Origin of the sequence: Frigidibacter sp. MR17.14, assembly GCF_037095735.1 — a bacterium.
In the GTDB taxonomy this organism is placed as follows: domain Bacteria; phylum Pseudomonadota; class Alphaproteobacteria; order Rhodobacterales; family Rhodobacteraceae; genus Frigidibacter.
The window spans coordinates 370,148-387,078 of the sequence record NZ_JBAWKD010000003.1 but is presented as its reverse complement, the minus strand read 5'-3'; the positions used below and the strand labels follow the sequence as shown (position 1 = coordinate 387,078).

16 protein-coding genes and 1 tRNA gene are annotated in these 16,931 nt (G+C 71.2%); 6 read left to right on the top strand and 11 right to left on the bottom strand.

Annotated features, from left to right (window positions below; translation table 11 throughout):
• Window positions 1-26: 26 nt before the first annotated feature.
• From V8J36_RS10550 to guaA, 4 genes are all read right to left on the bottom strand, one after another.
• Window positions 27-377 (bottom strand): RidA family protein, encoded by a 351-nt coding sequence (locus V8J36_RS10550; protein ID WP_336467247.1) that lies wholly within the window; start codon window positions 375-377, stop codon window positions 27-29.
• A gap of 98 nt (window positions 378-475) precedes the next feature.
• Window positions 476-625, bottom strand: coding sequence for a hypothetical protein (locus tag V8J36_RS10545; RefSeq protein ID WP_336467246.1), 150 nt, complete (start codon window positions 623-625; stop codon window positions 476-478).
• Window positions 626-892: 267 nt separating this feature from the next.
• Window positions 893-966 (bottom strand) — tRNA-Gly (locus V8J36_RS10540).
• Window positions 967-1,034: 68 nt separating this feature from the next.
• Window positions 1,035-2,591: a glutamine-hydrolyzing GMP synthase gene (gene guaA, locus V8J36_RS10535; RefSeq protein WP_336467245.1), complete on the bottom strand. Its 1,557-nt coding sequence runs from the start codon at window positions 2,589-2,591 to the stop codon at window positions 1,035-1,037.
• Between the two features lie 158 nt (window positions 2,592-2,749).
• Here guaA and V8J36_RS10530 point away from each other — a divergent pair, with 158 nt between their 5' ends.
• The gene (locus tag V8J36_RS10530; protein WP_336467244.1) at window positions 2,750-4,291 is read left to right on the top strand and encodes a trimethylamine methyltransferase family protein; all 1,542 of its coding nucleotides are present in this window, start codon (window positions 2,750-2,752) and stop codon (window positions 4,289-4,291) included.
• Here V8J36_RS10530 and V8J36_RS10525 read toward each other — a convergent pair.
• Window positions 4,288-4,596, bottom strand: coding sequence for a DUF6477 family protein (locus tag V8J36_RS10525; protein WP_336467243.1), 309 nt, complete (start codon window positions 4,594-4,596; stop codon window positions 4,288-4,290). The two genes, V8J36_RS10530 and V8J36_RS10525, sit on opposite strands and share 4 nt — an antisense overlap.
• Before the next feature lie 197 nt (window positions 4,597-4,793).
• Between V8J36_RS10525 and V8J36_RS10520 the strand changes: the two genes are divergently transcribed.
• A complete protein-coding gene (locus tag V8J36_RS10520; RefSeq protein ID WP_336467242.1) occupies window positions 4,794-5,888 on the top strand; it encodes a DUF6456 domain-containing protein in 1,095 nt (364 codons plus the stop codon).
• 189 nt (window positions 5,889-6,077) lie between these two features.
• Window positions 6,078-6,263 carry a hypothetical protein gene (locus V8J36_RS10515; RefSeq protein ID WP_336467241.1) on the top strand — a complete coding sequence of 62 codons (186 nt, stop codon included), beginning with the start codon at window positions 6,078-6,080 and terminating at the stop codon, window positions 6,261-6,263.
• A 15-nt stretch (window positions 6,264-6,278) separates the two neighbouring features.
• On the opposite strand, the gene lexA is transcribed toward V8J36_RS10515, so the two are convergent.
• The 5 genes from lexA to V8J36_RS10490 form a co-directional block, all read right to left on the bottom strand.
• Window positions 6,279-7,004: a transcriptional repressor LexA gene (gene lexA, locus V8J36_RS10510; RefSeq protein ID WP_336467240.1), complete on the bottom strand. Its 726-nt coding sequence runs from the start codon at window positions 7,002-7,004 to the stop codon at window positions 6,279-6,281.
• A 102-nt stretch (window positions 7,005-7,106) separates the two neighbouring features.
• Window positions 7,107-8,288 carry a molybdopterin molybdotransferase MoeA gene (locus V8J36_RS10505; RefSeq protein ID WP_336467557.1) on the bottom strand — a complete coding sequence of 394 codons (1,182 nt, stop codon included), beginning with the start codon at window positions 8,286-8,288 and terminating at the stop codon, window positions 7,107-7,109.
• Between the two features lie 26 nt (window positions 8,289-8,314).
• Window positions 8,315-8,794: a cyclic pyranopterin monophosphate synthase MoaC gene (moaC, locus tag V8J36_RS10500; protein ID WP_336467239.1), complete on the bottom strand. Its 480-nt coding sequence runs from the start codon at window positions 8,792-8,794 to the stop codon at window positions 8,315-8,317.
• Entirely contained in the window at window positions 8,791-9,612 is an 822-nt protein-coding gene (gene trpC, locus V8J36_RS10495) for an indole-3-glycerol phosphate synthase TrpC (RefSeq protein WP_336467238.1), read from the bottom strand. Before trpC ends, moaC begins: the two co-directional genes overlap by 4 nt.
• A gap of 1,120 nt (window positions 9,613-10,732) precedes the next feature.
• On the bottom strand, window positions 10,733-11,095 hold the full coding sequence (locus V8J36_RS10490) for a hypothetical protein (RefSeq protein WP_336467237.1): 363 nt from the start codon (window positions 11,093-11,095) through the stop codon (window positions 10,733-10,735).
• A gap of 115 nt (window positions 11,096-11,210) precedes the next feature.
• Here V8J36_RS10490 and V8J36_RS10485 point away from each other — a divergent pair, with 115 nt between their 5' ends.
• The 3 genes from V8J36_RS10485 to V8J36_RS10475 all read left to right on the top strand — a co-directional run bounded on the left by V8J36_RS10485 (window position 11,211) and on the right by V8J36_RS10475 (window position 16,219).
• Window positions 11,211-11,963 carry a Crp/Fnr family transcriptional regulator gene (locus V8J36_RS10485; protein WP_336467236.1) on the top strand — a complete coding sequence of 251 codons (753 nt, stop codon included), beginning with the start codon at window positions 11,211-11,213 and terminating at the stop codon, window positions 11,961-11,963.
• A 557-nt stretch (window positions 11,964-12,520) separates the two neighbouring features.
• Window positions 12,521-13,714 (top strand): RsmB/NOP family class I SAM-dependent RNA methyltransferase, encoded by a 1,194-nt coding sequence (locus V8J36_RS10480; RefSeq protein ID WP_336467235.1) that lies wholly within the window; start codon window positions 12,521-12,523, stop codon window positions 13,712-13,714.
• A 186-nt stretch (window positions 13,715-13,900) separates the two neighbouring features.
• A complete protein-coding gene (locus V8J36_RS10475; RefSeq protein ID WP_336467234.1) occupies window positions 13,901-16,219 on the top strand; it encodes an ATP-binding protein in 2,319 nt (772 codons plus the stop codon).
• A 28-nt stretch (window positions 16,220-16,247) separates the two neighbouring features.
• Here V8J36_RS10475 and V8J36_RS10470 read toward each other — a convergent pair whose 3' ends face one another.
• Window positions 16,248-16,838, bottom strand: a complete 591-nt coding sequence (locus V8J36_RS10470) for a hypothetical protein (protein ID WP_336467233.1) — start codon at window positions 16,836-16,838, stop codon at window positions 16,248-16,250.
• Between the last annotated feature and the right edge of the window lie 93 nt (window positions 16,839-16,931).

Genomic DNA, 16,931 nt, shown 5'->3' with positions numbered 1-16,931 from the left:
GGGTGCAACCGTCCCGTGCCGAAAGCTTACGGCAGGGCCGCGGTGACGATCACCTCGACGAGGTATTCCGGCGCGGCAAGGCGCGACTCGCCGGTCGCGCGGGCCGGGGCCTGCCCCGCGGGCACCCAGGCGTCCCAGACGGCGTTCATGTCGTCGAAGCTGGCGATGTCGGCCAGCCAGATCTGGGTGGTGACGATCCGGGTCTTGTCGGTGCCGGCAAGGGCCAGCAGGCGATCGACCTCGGACAGGCAGGTGCGGGTCTGGTCCGCGACGCTCTCGCCGGGGTTGCCGACCTGGCCGGCCAGATAGACCATGCCGTTGCAGATGACCGCCTCGCTCATGCGGGCGCCGGTTTCGAGGCGGGTGATGTCGGGCATGATCTTCCTTTCGGCTTGCGTCGGGACCTATCGGTAGCGGCGGCGCGGGCCGTGGTCCAGCCCTTCGCGACGGCTTTTGCCGCGGTGCGGCGCTTGCGCTACCAGACCGACCAGAGCGCGACGGTCAGGATCATGCAGAGGAACGCGAGCCCGAAGAACTCGATGGCGGCGCCAAGGCAGCGCAGGGTCTCGACCGAGCTGCGCACCATCCGCAGTTCGCTGCGCATCCACTCACCCACCTGTTGCATTCTGCCGTCTCCTTCCGGGTCTTCCTCAGGCAGAGATCGCTTCGGATTGTGGTCCAATAACGGCGCAGGTCTGGCGGGTTAGGTGTGTTTTCACGCCAGATTTAGTGCGTTCGCACAATCCGCGCGGCAGGGCCCCGTTGTCGCGGGCCTGTCGCCCTATGCGGGTGCGCCCGGAGGGGCCCCGGTGGCGGACAGCCCGCGCCAGGGCGAGGACCTGCGGTCACGCCTGTCAGCAGGGTCAATCGGATCTTGGGGGTTGGGGGAGAGTGGAGCGGGTGAAGGGAATCGAACCCTCGTATGCAGCTTGGGAAGCTGCCGTTCTACCATTGAACTACACCCGCAACGCGCCCTCTCTAGCGAAGGCGGCGGCGGCGCGCAAGCCGGTTGGACGGCCTGCGCGCACGCGATGTCATTCCAGCTCGATCGTGCCCGGCGGCTTCGAGGTGACGTCGTAGAACACCCGGTTGATGCCGCGCACCTCGTTGATGATGCGGGTCATCGTCTCGCCCAGGAAGTCGTGGGTGAACGGGTAGTAATCCGCCGTCATCCCGTCGACCGAGGTCACGGCGCGGAGCGACAGCGCGTAGTCGTAGGTGCGGCCGTCGCCCATCACGCCCACGGTGCGCATCGGCAGGATCGCGGCGAAGGCCTGCCAGATCTCGTCGTAGAGCCCGTGCTTGCGGATCTGGTCGATATAGACCGCATCCGCCTGACGGAGGATTTCCAGCTTCTCGCGGGTGATCTCGCCGGGGCAGCGGATCGCGAGGCCGGGGCCCGGGAAGGGATGGCGGCCGATGAAGCTGTCGGGCAGGCCAAGCTCGCGGCCCAGCGCACGGACCTCGTCCTTGAAGAGTTCGCGCAGCGGCTCGACCAGCTTCAGCCCCATCTTCTCGGGCAGGCCGCCCACATTGTGGTGCGACTTGATCGTGACCGAGGGACCGCCCGAGAACGATACCGATTCAATGACGTCGGGGTAGAGCGTGCCCTGCGCGAGGAAGCGCGCGCCCTCGATCTGGTCGGCGTATTTCTGGAACACGTCGATGAACAGACGGCCGATGGTCTTGCGCTTCACCTCGGGGTCCGAGACGCCTTCCAGCGCGCCAAGGAACAGGTCCTGCTCCTGCGCGTGGATGACGTGCAGGTTCATGTGGTCGCGGAACATCTGCACGACCTGCTCGCCCTCGTTCAGGCGCAGAAGGCCGTGATCGACGAAGACGCAGGTCAGCTGGTCGCCGATCGCCTCGTGGATCAGCGCCGCCGCGACCGAGCTGTCGACCCCGCCGGACAGGCCGCAGATGACCTTGGCATCACCGACCTGGTCGCGGATCTTCTGGACCATCTCCTCGCGGTAGGCGGCCATCGTCCAGTCGCCCTTGAAGCCGGCGAGGCGCACGAAGTTCTCGTAGAGCGCGGCACCCTTCGGGGTGTGATGCACCTCGGGGTGGAACTGCACGGCGTAGAAGCGGCGTTCGAGATCGGCAGTGATCGCGAAGGGCGCGTTCGGCGAGGTGCCGTAAACCTTGAAGCCCGGCGCGATCTTCGAGACGTGGTCGCCGTGGCTCATCCAGACCTGCTCGCGCCCGGCGGCGAACCAGCCGTCCAGAAGCTCGATCGTCTCGGTTTCGGGCTGCACGAAGGCGCGGCCGAATTCGGCGGTGCCATGGCCGCGCTCGACCTTGCCGCCGAGGCATTCCATCATCACCTGCTGGCCGTAGCAGATCCCGAGGATCGGCACGCCAAGCTCGAACACGCCGGCCGGCGGCCGGGGCGAGCCCTCGTCGATGACAGAGGCCGGGCCGCCCGAGAAGATCACCGCCTTGGGGGCGAACTCCTGAAGGAAGGCTTCGTCCACCCGGTTGAACGGATGGATTTCGCAATAGACGTTCAACTCGCGCAGACGCCGGGCGATGAGCTGCGTCACCTGGCTGCCGAAGTCGATGATGAGAAGGCGATCATGCTGGGTCATGCGCCTGCGCATAGGCCGCGAGGGGGCGCGGCGCAAGAGGGTCGCGCTTCCCGGCAGGGGCGGCTATGTCGGTTTCGGTCGCCGGATGCCGAAAACCGACCCGGCGCGCCCCCGTGGGGCGGTTAGAACATGATTGGACGCATGCGCGGGAGGCAGCGATGGACGAAGTTGTTGGACGGCGGGGCCGGTCGGGTGGCGGCGCGGCACGCAGGGCGGAACGGACGGCGGTCCATATCGAGACGGCCCGCTTCATCGAGCGCAACATCCCGAACCTCGAGATCCTGAACGAGGAAGCCCTCGCGATCATCGAGCACAATGCAGAGACCGTGCTGCAGGAGATCGGGGTCAACTTCGTCGAGAATCCCGCGGCGCTGGAGCTGTGGCGCGCGGCGGGCGCCGATGTGCAGGGCGAGCGGGTGCGGATCCCGCGCGGTCTTGCCCGCCAGCTTTGCGCCACCGCGCCGGGCCGGATCGTGCAGCATGCCCGCAACCCCGAGCGCACCGTCGAGATCGGCGGGCGCAGCCTCGTGCTGGCCCCGGTCTACGGCCCGCCCTTCGTGCGCGATGCCAAGGGCGGCCGGCGCTATGCCACGATCGAGGATTTCCGCAACTTCGTGAAGCTCGGCTACATGTCGAAATGGCTGCACCATTCCGGCGGCACGGTCTGCGAACCGACCGACGTGCCGGTGAACAAGCGCCATCTGGACATGCTGCTGGCGCATATGACGCTGTCGGACAAGCCCTACATGGGCTCGGTCACCGAACCGTCGCGGGCCGCGGATTCGGTCGAGATGTCGAAGATCCTGTTCGGGGACGATTTCGTCGACCAGAACACGGTGATGACCTCGCTGATCAACATCAACTCGCCGATGACCTTCGATTCGGTGATGATGGGTGCGCTCGAGGTCTATGCGAAGGCGAACCAGGCCTGCATCGTGTCGCCCTTCATCGTCGGCGGCGCGATGGCGCCGGTGACGGTCGCGGGGACGCTGACACAGGTGCTGGCCGAGGTGCTGGCCGGCGTCGCCTACAGCCAGCTGGTGCGCAAGGGCGCGCCGGTGATCTTCGGGGCCTTCGTGACCTCGATCGACATGAACTCGGGCGCGCCCACCTTCGGCACGCCAGAGGCGTCGCAGATCACCTATGGCGCGGGCCAGCTCGCGCGCCGGCTTGGGCTGCCCTACCGTTCGGCCGGGGCCTTCTGCGGTTCGAAACTGCCCGATGCGCAGGCGGCCTATGAAAGCGCCAATTCGCTGAACATGGGCCTGCTGTCGGGTGTGAACTTCATGCTGCATGCCTGCGGCTGGCTCGAAGGCGGGCTCGTGTCCTCCTACGAGAAGTTCGTGATGGACGCCGACCAGCTGGGCATCCTGCACCGGATGGCCGCGGGCGTGGCGATAGACGAGAACGCGCAGGGCATGGACGCGATCCGCGAGGTGGGGCCGGGCGGCCACTACCTCGGCTGCGCCCATACCCAGGCGAACTTCAAGTCGGCCTTCTGGCGGACCGAGGTGCTGGACTACAAGCCCTTCGAGACCTGGGAGGAAGAGGGCGCGCGCGACACCGTGGCGCTGGCCGCGGCGCGGGTCGAGAAGATGCTGGCCGACTACGTCAAGCCGGCGATCGACCCGGGCACCGAAGAGGCGCTGAAGGACTACGTCGCGCGCAAGAAGGCCTCGATGGCCGACAGCTTCCTTTAAGCCTCGATCAGGGCGGGCCGGGGCCGGGGCGTCAGCGCCCGCGTCTCGGCCAGCAGCGCGATCAGCGCCGCGACATGCAGGGCGGGACGATAGCCCGGATCGCCCCGCCGCCGCCGCGTCTCGCACAGCGCCTCGAGCGCGGCGAGCAGCAGCGCGGCCCGCGCCGGCTCGGGCGCTTCGGGCAGGGCCAGCAGGCGGCGCAGGGTCGGCGCGCGGCGGTAGAGCGGCTGGCCGGCGGCGGCGGCCTGCCACAGTAGGCGCGGACGGGCGAAGGGGCGCGGCCCCTCGGCTGGATCGAGCATCATCACATCACTCCCGGAACGGAAGCCGTGATCCTGCACCCGCGTCGGGGGGTGTTGCGTCGAAGCGCGATGCTGCGAACGCTGCGCTTGCCGATATTTAGGTTTTTGTAAACGATTATCGCTCCCGTCGCGCTTTCTTAACGGACGGGTAACCAATGCAGCGGACGGTTGTTTCGGGGGCGGCAACGAAGGCACCGCCGATGTCTGCAAGCGGGAAACGGTCCCTGCCGAAAGGCGGGACCGGTGGGGCGTGCACCTGCGCGCCCGAGAACCTGCGGCTCTATCTCAGCCATGTCGAGGACGGGCAGTCGATCCGCGCGCTTGCGCGGGATCTGGGCTGCCATGCCTCGACCGTGCTGCGCAGGGTCCGCCGGTTCGAGGCGCGGCGGGACGACCCGCTGGTCGACGAGGCGTTGGGGCGCTTCGCGCGGCGGGGGACGGATGGTGCGGAGGGGAGAGAGGACCAAGCGATGAGCCAGGAGATGCGCCGCGCCCAGACGGGTGCGGTCCAGCACGACACGTCCCAGCCGATGCGCATCCTCGCGCGGCTGGCGGAGCCGGGGGCGTTCCTTGCGGTCGCCCCCGACATGGAGCGGGCGGCGGTGCTGCGCGACGGGGTCCGCCTTGCGGTGGCCGAGCGCGGGCTGCTGCAGCAGATGGCGGTCAGCGACTGGATCGCGCTGACCCGCCGGCAGGGACGGGTGCTGGTCTACGAGATCAGCGGACCGGGGCGGGCCGCGCTGCGCCGCCATCAGGCGGGCGAGGACGAGGCCCCGGGCTTTGCCGAGCAGCACCGGGTCTGGGAGGAACGGTCGATCCCCGATCCCGAGGACGGCCGCCTGCGCCGCCAGCGCGCCAATCTTGCGGAAAGCCCGGTGGCGGTGCTGGCGCGGCGGCGCGAGCGGGACGGGGCGCCGTTCCTGGCGCCCGAGCTGGTCGCGGCGGGCGAGCGGCTGCGCGAGGATTTCGAACTGGCGCAGCTCGGCCCGCGCGTCGCGCAGAACTGGGAGCGGTTCCTGACCGCGGGTGATCGCGGCGGCCTCGCGCTGTCAGCGGGACCGGGGGGCGGCTCGGCCGCGGCGCGGGACCGGGTGGCGGCGGCGCTGCGCGCGCTCGGGCCCGGGCTGGGCGACGTGGTGCTGCGCTGCTGCTGCTATCTCGAGGGGCTCGAGACCGCCGAGCAGCGCATGGGCTGGTCGGCGCGGTCGGGCAAGATCGTGCTGCGGATCGCGCTGGTCCAGCTCAAGCGTCACTACGACGAAACCTACGGTGGCGCGCCGCGTCTGATCGGCTGACCCGGCGCCGAACAGGCTGCCCGTCGGATGCCCGGCGCGGGCAATCGCGGGCAGGACCATGTGCATCGCGTTCAGCCACAGGCTCCGGGCGGGATCCTCCCGGCCGGAATGTCAGGCGGGGCGGCGGTTGTCTGCCATGGTGGAAAGTCGCGCCCGGGCCCGATCTTCCGGGCGGGATGGGCCTCAAGCGTGATCATTGCCATCTGCGTGGCGATCTTCCGCACCGGCATCACCCGAAGCGTGAACGCCGACTTTGTCCGCGCTTTCCGCCTGTGCGTCGGCCTCATCCCAGAGGCCGGCGCCGTCCGCTCTGGCCTCGGCCACGCGAGCGGCAGCCCCGCCGAACGGCCCCCTCGCGCGTCATGTCTCGCGTGACGCGCGAGGGTCGTCTCAGTAGCTTCGGATCAGCCCGACGAGGCGGCCCTGCACCTGCACCGCCGCCTCGGGCAGGATCCGGGTCTCGTAAGCCGGGTTCGCCGCCTCGAGCGCGATCATCCCGCCCTTGCGCCGGAAATACTTCAGCGTGGCCTCAAGCCCCTCGACCAGCGCCACCACGATCTCGCCGTTTTCGGCCGTGTCCTGCTCGCGGATCACGACGATGTCGCCGTCGTTGATCCCGGCCTCGATCATCGAATCGCCGCGGACCTCGAGCGCATAGTGCTGCCCGCGCCCCGACAGCATCGAGCCGGGCACCGCCACCATGTGCGACACCTCGGAGATCGCCTCGATCGGCACGCCGGCGGCGATCCGGCCCATCACCGGCAGTTCCAGCGCATGCACGGCCGCGACCGGCAGCGCCGCGGCCGGGCGCTCCGCCGGCGCGGGTTTCGAACCTTCGATGACCTTGGGCGCGAAGGCGGAGGCGGGCGCCTCGGCCGCGGCCTTGCGGCTGCGCTCCATCGCCTCTGGCAGTTTCACGATCTCGATCGCGCGGGCACGATGGGCCAGGCGGCGGATGAAGCCGCGCTCTTCCAGTGCGGTGATCAGCCGGTGGATCCCGGATTTCGAACGCAGGTCCAGCGCCTCTTTCATCTCGTCGAACGAGGGCGGGACGCCGTCCCGATCCATGCGTTTCTGGATGAAGTCCAGCAGTTCCAGTTGCTTGCGCGTCAGCATCGACCGGATCCCCTTGCAGCCTGCCCCCGGACCCATGCCGGGAGTTCGTGCAAAGTTCTGGCACTGTTCCGCTTTTGTGTCAAGCGCGGCCGGCCGCGGTCGTTAAAGTGCGATGTAGTCCACACGGTCGCCCGCGCGGCGGGCCCCGTCACCGGCCGGGCGGATCAGCAGCGCGTCGGCCTCTGCCAGCAGCCGCAGGCGGGCACTGTCCTGGCTGTCGACCGGCGCGATCCGCGGCAGGCCCGCGCCGCCCGTCAGTCTCGCGCGCATGTAATGCGCCCGCGGACCGTTCGCCGGCAGGTCGCAGCCAAGCTCTGCGGTCAGGCTGCGCACCTCGCCCGGCAGGCCCTGCATCGCGGCCAGCAGCGGCAGCAGGAACAGGTGCCCGCAGACGATGGCCGAAACCGGGTTGCCCGGCAGGCCCAGCATCCGTGCCGCCCCGATCCGGCCCGCCATCAAGGGCTTGCCCGGGCGCAGCGCAACCTTCCAGAACGCGCGTTCCATCCCCAGTTCGACCGCGACACGACCCACGAGGTCATGGTCGCCGACCGAGGCGCCGCCGATGGTCACGATCAGGTCGCATCCCGCGGCCAGCGCGAAGCTCTGCCGCAGGCTGGCCTCGGAATCGCGCGCGATCGGCAGCATCCGCACACGGGCGCCCGCCGCCTCGGCCATCGCGGCCAGCGCGAAGCTGTTCGAGGCGACGATCTGGTCGGGGCGCGGGTCTTCGCCGGGCATCACCAACTCGTCCCCGGTGGCGAGGATCGCCACCTCGGGCGCGCGGGCCACGGTGACCTCGGCCACATTCATCGCGGCGATCAGCGCGAGATCGACGGGGCGCAGCAGCCGCGGCGCCTCGATCCGGTCGCCGGCGCGGAAATCCTGGCCCAGCGCGCGGATGTTGGTCTGCGTCTCGAGCCGCTCGCCCAGCACGACCGTCTCGCCCGAACGGGTGACGTCCTCCTGCAGCACGACGCGCTCGGCGCCCGCGGGCACCGGGGCGCCGGTGAAAATCCGCACCGCCTCGCCGGGGCCGGGGCTGCCTGCGAAGGCATGCCCGGCGCCGGCCTCGCCGATCACCCGCAGGCTGCGGCCGGTCACATGGTCGTCCTCGCGGATCGCGTAGCCGTCCATGGCCGAGGCCGCGAAGGGGGGCTGATCGCGGAGCGCGATCACCGGGGCCGCCAGCACGCGGCCGGCGGCGGCGCGCAGGGGCACCACCTCGGTCGCGGGGGCATCGGCAAGGGCCAGAACCCGCGCCAGCGCCTCGGCGACCGGGATCAGCGCGCCGGGGGCGGGTTCGGCGCCCATCAGTCCTTGTCCCTCAGCATCAGGTCCGACTTGCCGCCGGTCTTCACCACCACCCGGATGCCTTCGATCCGCATCGTCTTCTCGGCCGCCTTCAGCATGTCGTAGACGGTCAGCGCCGCGACCGAGACCGCGGTCAGCGCCTCCATCTCGACCCCGGTGCGGCCGGTGGTCTTCACCGTGGCCTCGATCCGCACCCCCGGCAGCGCCGGATCGGGCGTCAGTTCGACCGCGACCTTGTCGATCGCCAGCGGATGGCAGAGCGGGATCAGGCCCGAGGTCTGCTTGGCCGCCATGATCCCGGCCAGCCGCGCCACGCCCAGCACGTCGCCCTTCTTCGCGGTCCCGGCCAGCACCAGCGCCAGCGTCTCGGGCGCCATCACCACCGCGCCCTCGGCCACCGCGGTGCGCGCGGTCTCGGCCTTGGCCGAGACGTCGACCATGTGGGCGTGCCCCTCGGCGTCGAAATGGGTCAGGGTCATGCGTCGGCCCGGCTCGACACCGGGGCGGGGACCGGGTCGGCGAGGATCGCGCGGGTGGCGGCGGTCACGTCGTCCTGCCGCATCAGCGCCTCGCCGATCAGGAAGCTGCGCGCGCCGACCGCGGCCATCTCGGCGAGGTCGGCGGGGGTGAAGAGCCCGCTTTCGCAGACCAGCCGCCTGTCCGCCGGTACCCGCGCGGCAAGGCGCCGGGTGGTGTCGAGCGTGACCTCGAAGGTCTTCAGGTTGCGGTTGTTCACGCCCAGAAGCGGCGATTTCAGCGCCAGCGCGCGGTCGAGCTCTTCCTCGTCATGGACCTCGACGAGCACGTCCATGCCCCAGCCCATCGCCGCGTCTTCAAGCTCGCGTGCCAGCGCGTCCTCGACCGAGGCCAGGATGATCAGGATGCAGTCCGCCCCCCAGGCGCGGGCTTCCGCGACCTGGTAGGTGTCATAGAGGAAGTCCTTGCGCAGCGCCGGCAGGTCGCAGGCGGCGCGCGCGGCGGTCAGGTAGTCGGGTGCGCCCTGGAACGAAGGGCCGTCGGTCAGCACCGACAGGCAGGTGGCGCCCCCGGCGGCATAGGCCCGGGCCAGCGCCGGCGGATCGAAATCGGGCCGGATCAGCCCCTTCGAGGGCGAGGCCTTCTTGATTTCGGCGATGAGCCCGTAACCGGTCGTCTCCGCCTCGGCGAGGCGGGCGGCGAAACCGCGGGTCGGGGACTGCGAGCGGGCGGCGGCCTCGAGATCGGCAAGCGACCGCTGCGCCTTGGCGGCGGCGATCTCGTCGAGCTTGTAGGCCTTGATCTTGTCGAGGATATGCATGGCGCCTTCCTAGCGCCTTCGGACCGGCTTGCAAAGCGCCGTGCCGTGGGCGGTGGCGGGCCCCATCCGGCCGGTGCGCTGCGCGCAGGGCACTCCCGCGTCGTCGCCGGCTCGCGCGCGTCAGATGGTCGGTGGTTTTTCCGTCCGTCGGCTTTCGAGCAGGCGGGGCGGGTGCGGCTCGGCCGCGTGCCCGTGCCGTCTGCCGGCGGGGCGTTGCGTGTCGTGGCTGCCGGGTTCGGGTCGGGGCTCGCCAGATCGAGGCGGCGCAGGGGCCACCCCTTCGGGACGAGGACGGTTCCGAAGCCGAGCCAAGCGCGCGGGCGTTATTGCGAGCCCCTCGAAAGGCGCGGTGATGCGACCGCCGCTGCGGGATCGGCAGGCTGCTACGCTGCAGCGCGGGGTGTTGGCTGACGTGCGGGCCCGTCTCGATCAGCGGAGAGGCTTGATGAGTCGTGGCTGCCGGGAGCAGGCAGGGATCGGTCGGGACTGCGCGGGGGCGCCGGTCTCAGGGTCGAAACGAAAGCGGGGAAGGAGCCGCCGCAGCGCACCGATAGACAGGCATGGTGCGGTGACCGCCGTGGCGGTAACCGGCTGGCTGGCGCTGAGCAGACGCGCGTGGCGTTCGGTGGGGCACGGGTCCGTCTCTGTTGCGGGCGAGGGGAATCGAGTGAAGACGCCGCCGCGCCCGGGACGGCGCGGCCACCGGCGGTGGGCAAGGACCGGCTGACGGCGCTCCGAGCCGACGCCGGCTCCGGGGCCAGTTTGAGCGCGGTGAGCGACCCATCGTACGCTGTCAGAATCGCGTGGTGGGATGGCTGCCGCGGCGGGATCGGCCGGATGCTCCTGAGCCAGAGCGCAGGCCTGTGTCCAAGGCAGGCGGGGCGTCGCGTGTGAAGGCCACCGGCGGCGACGGCCCCAACCTCGGGTCGAGCGCGGCGCGCGAAGCCGCGCACACCGCCAGACCCGCGCGGCGAGATGCCGGCGGCGACGGGATCGGCGGGCCGCCGCGGGTTCGGGCAGGGGCTAAATTCCGCCTCGCGCCCCCGTCCCGAAACAGGCTGGGCGGCCATCGGGCCGGACCCGCACCCGCCGGGCGCGCCTTGGGGGACGCGGCGGGCATTCAACCGTTCAGGCTGCGCTCGAGCAGATCGAGCACCATCTCGGTCGTGAACGGGCGCTCGAGCGCGAGGTGGCGCGCGTCATCGGCGGGCGGGCGATCGTCGTCGCGCGGGATCAGCACGATCACCGCGCCGCGGGTCTCGAGCATGCCGACGAACTCTTCCCAACCCTCCTGGCCGCGCGCATCGGCGACGAAGGCGAGGTCGAGCCGCGCGGCCCCGTCCAACAACGCCGCTGCCGCCTCGGGGTCGCGGGCGCGCAGGACCTCTGCGCCCGGATCGAATTGCGCAATGGTCTGGGCCAGGTCCTCGGCCACGATGAGATGACGGGTGAGCACGAGATAGGCCCGGGGGGAACGGGTCATTGGCAGGATACAGCCTCGGGAAGACGCGCCTCAGGCCGGCGCAGGCGCCCCTTCAATGGAACCTCGCAGGGGCTCGCGCATTTAACTGCGACATAGCACCCGAGGAATTCGCCACGTGAATGCACCGATCGTCCCCTGCCTCGCCTGCCCGTTGAGCTGCAACCCGCTGTTCGAGAAACCGTCCGAGGACGAGCTCGAATTCATGCAGGGCTTCAAGATCGGCGAGCTGACGGTGGAACCCGGGCGGACGGTGATGATGGAGGGGGCGACCTCGGCCCAGTTCTACACCGTTCTCGAGGGGCTCGGGCTGCGTCAGAAGACATTCCCCAACGGCCAGCGCCAGGTGATCAGCTTCGTGCTGCCCGGCGACCTGGTCGGGCTGCAGGCGGCGGTGATGGGCGAGATGCAGCATTCGGTCGAGGCGACGACGCGGATGACGCTCTGCGTGTTCGATCGCAACGGCCTCTGGGACCTTTTCCGCAACCAGCCGAAGCGGGCCTATTCCGTCACCTGGCTGTCCGCGGTCGAGGAGAACTTCCTGGGCGAGACGCTGGCCACCATCGGCCAGCTGGACGCGACCCAGCGCATCGCCTGGGCGCTGGTGCGGCTGCACGACCGGCTGGCGATGCTGGCCGATGCCTCGGGCACGCTGGTCGAGCGCGGCGCGCCGGTGGTGCTTCCCTACCGCCAGCAGGACCTCGCCGATGCGCTGGGCCTGTCGCTGGTGCACACCAACAAAACGCTCGCCCGGCTGCGGGCCGACGGGCTGGCCGACTGGTCGCAGGGTCGGCTGGCGCTGCCGGGGCGCCAGAAGCTGGCCGAGATCGCGATGATCGACGCCGAGGTTCCGGTGCGACCGCTGCTCTGACCCTCGAAAACCGGGGCGCGATTCCGTTCAACCGGGCACCGTCACCGCCGGCATGGGCACTGGCGCCCCAAGCTAAAGGCGCTGCGACGCCCGTCCCGGGGACTGTGCACTTCCCTACCCGGCTCTCGCACGGCGGTGCGCTTGGCGTCTGCCGATGGCGAGCCCGTCTCGTGTCCCTGATCAGGGCCGTCCGCGGGGGAGCTTCCTCGCGCTGGTCGTCTGTCGCCCCGCTTTGGCGCATTTCACCAGTCTGATTTCGGGCCGATCCCGGCGTCACCCGGCAGGGCCGACGGCTTCCGGAAATCATGCACCCCACGCCCGGTCCGGGCGATCCGAGGCGGGGCGCGGACGTGGCCGATGGGAGATTCGGCGAGGCGGCGCGCTCCTGCCCTAGGCGCGCCGCCAAGGCTCGGCAAGGTTTCGATGCACGACGGGCCGTTCCTTCTGGCGGGCCGCCCCGGCGCGGGTGCGCGGCGACGACGCGCCCGCCGCGGAAGGCTTTGCGCCGGTCGCGCTTCGGTCTAGAAGCGGGCCGACCCCACAGACGGAGCCTGCCGATGACCCCCGCCGCCCGCCTCGCCGCCGCGATCGAGATCCTCGACCGCCAGCGTGCCGGCGAGCCCGCCGAGAAGGCGCTGACGCTCTGGGCGCGGACCCATCGCTTCGCGGGCTCGGGCGACCGCGCCGCGATCCGCGACCATGTCTTCGCGGCCCTCAGGGCGCCGCGCTCGCAGGGGGCGCGGGGCGGCGGGTCGCAGGACGGTCGCGCCAGCGGGCGCCAGCTGGTGCTGGGCGGGCTGGTGGCCGCCGGCATCGACCCCGACACGCTCTTCACTGGCGAGGGTCATGCCCCCGCCGCCCTGACCCCGGCCGAACGCGCGAGCCTTGACGCCGTGCCCGCTGAGCTGCCCGAAGCGGTGGCGCTCGATTGTCCCGACTGGCTCGCGGGGCCGCTGCGCGACAGCCTCGGCACCGGTTTCGCCCCGGTGATGGCGCTGCTGCGCGAGCGCGCCCCGGTCTTCGCCCGCGCGAACCTTGCCCGTGGTCCGCGCGAGGCGGCCATCGCCGCGCTGGAGGCCGAGGGTATCGCCGCGCACCCGCATCCGCTGGCGGCGACCGCGATCGAGCTCACCGGCAACGCCGCGCGCCTGCGCACCGCCGCCCCCTATCTCGACGGCCGGGTCGAGCTGCAGGATGCCGCGAGCCAGGCGGTGGTCGAGATGCTGCCGCTGCCCGCGGGCGGCGAGATCCTCGACTATTGTGCGGGTGGCGGTGGCAAGGCGCTGGCGATGGCGGCGCGCGGCGCGGCGCGGCTGACGGCCCATGACATCGACGCGGGCCGGATGCGCGACCTGCCCGAGCGCGCGCGCCGCGCCGGCGCGCGGATCGCGCTGGCCCGGCCCGGCAGCCTTGGCGGCCGGCGCTTCGATCTGGTGCTGGCCGACGTGCCCTGCTCGGGCTCGGGCAGCTGGCGCCGCGCGCCCGAAGCGAAATGGACGCTGACGCCCGCGCGTCTGGCCGAGCTGACCGCCCTGCAGGCCGAGATCCTCGACGAGGTCGCGGCGCTGGTGCGTCCGGGCGGCGTGCTGGGCTATGCCACCTGCTCGATGCTGGAAGCCGAGAACGGCGCACAGGTCGCGGCCTTCCTCGCGCGCCGGCCGGGCTGGCGGCTCGAGGCCGAGCGCGGCTTCACCCCGCTGGACGGCGGCGACGGCTTCTATGCGGCGGTGTTGCGCGCGCCCGCCGCCTGAGGCGCCCCGGGCAGCAGTTCGCAGGCGCCGTCATGATCCCATGCCGGCATCGGGGTATCCCTCTGCCTTGTGCCGCCGCGCTTGTGCGCGGGGAACCGCGACCAACGCCTCACCCGCCAAAATCTTAACGTCTGGTTAACGCTTTCCGCGCACCAATCCGGACGGGAGTCGTTCGCGGAGAAGCAGGTGTCGGAGACGCTGCCGGATCGCCCCAGCGCCCCGCACCCGATGGTGCGCACGGCGCTGGCGCTGGCCAATCGGGGATTGTGGCTGCTGCCGGGGGCGGCGCTGGCCGGGCTCTGGGCGCTGGCCAATTGGGGCAGCCATGCCGCGGTGGTCGCAAGCTCGGTTGCGGCCGGGCTGATCGGCCTGTCGCTGGTGATGCGCGGGCTCGCGGCGCTGCACGGGCTGCGGCGCGACCGCGCGCTGGGCGGCGTCGCCACGCTGGTGGCCGCGGATCTGGCGCCCAGCTTCGTCACGCTGGGGGCCGAGCGCCGGCTGGTCCTGCAGAACCGCGCCGCGACCGAGCGTTACGGCCTCGCGCGCGATGACGGGCTGGAACATGCGCTGGGCGAGATCCTCGCCAATCCGGGCGCGGTGCTGCAGCGGCTGGGCGCCAAGGTCGAGCGCCACGGCTCCGCGCGCGAGGATTTCATGACCCGCCGCGGGCAGGTCCGGCTGTCGGTGCGCCGGATCGCCGACCAGACCCATCTCTGGCGGCTCGAGGAATCGCTCGACCGCGGTGCCGATCCGCGCAGCTCGGCCGACCGGCTGCCGATGCTCGCCGTCTCGCGCGCGGGGACGATCCTCTACATGAACGAGGCGCTGCGGCGCATGGTCGGGCGCAGCCCCCGCACGCGCGAGGCGCTGCTGGGCCCCGAGTCGACGGCCCCCGGCGGCGAGAGCACGATCACGCTGGCCGACGGCTCGGCCGCGCGGGTGATCCCGGTCGAGATCGAGGGCGCGGCCGGGCGGCGCGAGATCTACCTGCTGCCGGCCCGCGACGAGGCGCCGCTGGCCGGTCTGACCGGTTTCGACGCGCTGCCGGTGGCCATGCTGCGCCTGTCGGTCGAGGGGCGGATCCTGTCGATGAACCCGCCCGCCCGCGCGATGCTGGGCCGGGTCGAGCCCGGGACCGCGCTGGCGCAGGTGCTTGAGGGGCTCGGGCGGCCGATCGGGGACTGGGTCGCCGACACCGTCAACGGCCGCATCGACCGCCGGCCCGAGGTTCTGCGCCTGCGCCGCACCGGGGCCGAGGAATTCCTGCAGGTCACGCTCTGCCGCAGCCAAGGCGAGGGCGAGGCCGCGCTGATCGCCATCCTTGCCGACGCGACCCAGCTCAAGACGCTCGAGGCGCAGATCGCGCAGAGCCAGAAGATGCAGGCCATCGGCCAGCTCGCCGGCGGCGTCGCGCATGACTTCAACAACCTGCTGACCGCGATCGGCGGGCATTGCGACCTGCTGATGCTGCGCCACGACCGCGGCGACCCGGATTATGCCGATCTCGACCAGATCGCCCAGAACACCAACCGCGCCGCGGCGCTGGTCAGCCAGCTGCTGGCCTTCTCGCGCAAGCAAACGCTGCATCTGCAGGTGCTCGACCTGCGCGAGCTGGTGGTCGACCTGACGCATCTGCTGAACCGGCTGGTGGGCGAGAAGGTCTCGCTGGGCCTCACCCAGGCGCCCGACCTGCTGCCGGTGCGCGCCGACCCGCGCCAGCTGGAACAGGTGCTGGTCAATCTCGTGGTCAATGCCCGCGACGCGATGCCCGACGGCGGCACGGTGCGGATCGAGACTTCGAACCACCGGCTCGGGCGGCCGATGATCCGCGGCCGGGCCGAGGTGCCGCGCGGCGACTATGTCCTGACCCGGGTCATCGACACCGGCACCGGCATCCCGCCCGAGCATCTGGGCAAGATCTTCGAGCCCTTCTACACCACCAAGCGCGGCGGCGACGGCACCGGCCTTGGCCTGTCCACGGCCTATGGCATCGTCAAGCAGTCCAGCGGCTTCATCTTCGTCGACAGCACGCCGGGTCAGGGCACCGCCTTCGAGATCTGGCTGCCTGCGCTGCCCGCCGGCACGACCGAGCAGCCCGAACCCGCCCCCGCCGTGGTGCCGCGCCGTGCCGCGCGGATGGGGCAGGGCACGGTGCTGCTGGTCGAGGACGAGACCCCGGTGCGCGCCTTCGCGGGGCGCGCGCTGCGGCTGAAGGGCTATGACGTGATCGAGGCCGACTGCGGCGAGGCCGCGCTCGAGTTGCTGGCCGACCCGGGGCTGGCGATCGACCTCTTCGTGTCGGACGTCATCATGCCCGGGCTCGACGGCCCGGCCTGGGTCGAGCGCGCGCTCGAGGATCGCCCGCAGGTGCCGGTGATCTTCATGTCGGGCTATGCCGAGGACGCGCTCGAGGATCGCGACGCGCGCATCGGCGCCGCGGCCTTCCTGCAAAAGCCCTTCTCGCTGGCCGAGCTTTCGGCGATCGTCGAGCGCGAACTGGCCTGAGCCCGCGTCGCGCTGGTTCCGGGCCGGGTCAGCGCCGCGCGGCGTCCCAGATCGCGCGGTCCTCGGCCAGCCGTCCGGCCAGTCGCGTCCGCAGGCCCGCCGAGATCGCGGTCTCGGCCGGGGCCGAGGCGCGCAGCCGGGGAAGGGTGATCTCGCAGCCCAGCCGATCCTCGAGGAACTCGACCAGCTGGCCGATCTCTTCATAGCGGAACAGGTGGTCGACGCAGAGCGCCCCCGCGCCGTCGGTCAGGAACGCGGCCTGGCTCTCGATGCCCAGAGGCCGGTCGGATCCGTCGGCGAGGAAGGCCTCGACGAAACCCTCGAAATCGCCGGCGGCGGCGGGGTTCTCGTCCTCATCGGGGTGGCGTTCGCGATACCAGCTCGCGAGCCAGTCGAGCGGCTCGCGGATCACCGCCACCGTCTCGAACCGCGCCCCCTCCGCCGCGCCTGACAGGAACGGGGCAAGGTGGCTGCGATAGCTGCGGGCGTCGGTGTGCTTCAGCTCGGGCGGACGGGCGATCGCCACGTTTGCCAGCGACTCGAGGGCCATCTCGATCGAGGTCGACCCGGTGCGGCTGTTGGCAAGAAACACCAGCCGCGGCTTCCAGAACACCAGCATCTTCGTCCTTCGCTTCCGTCCCGCCGCGACCCGCGGCGATGGCCGTAAACTAGCTGTTAACCGTGATGGGAAAAAGTGGGCAGTGCGAAGAAT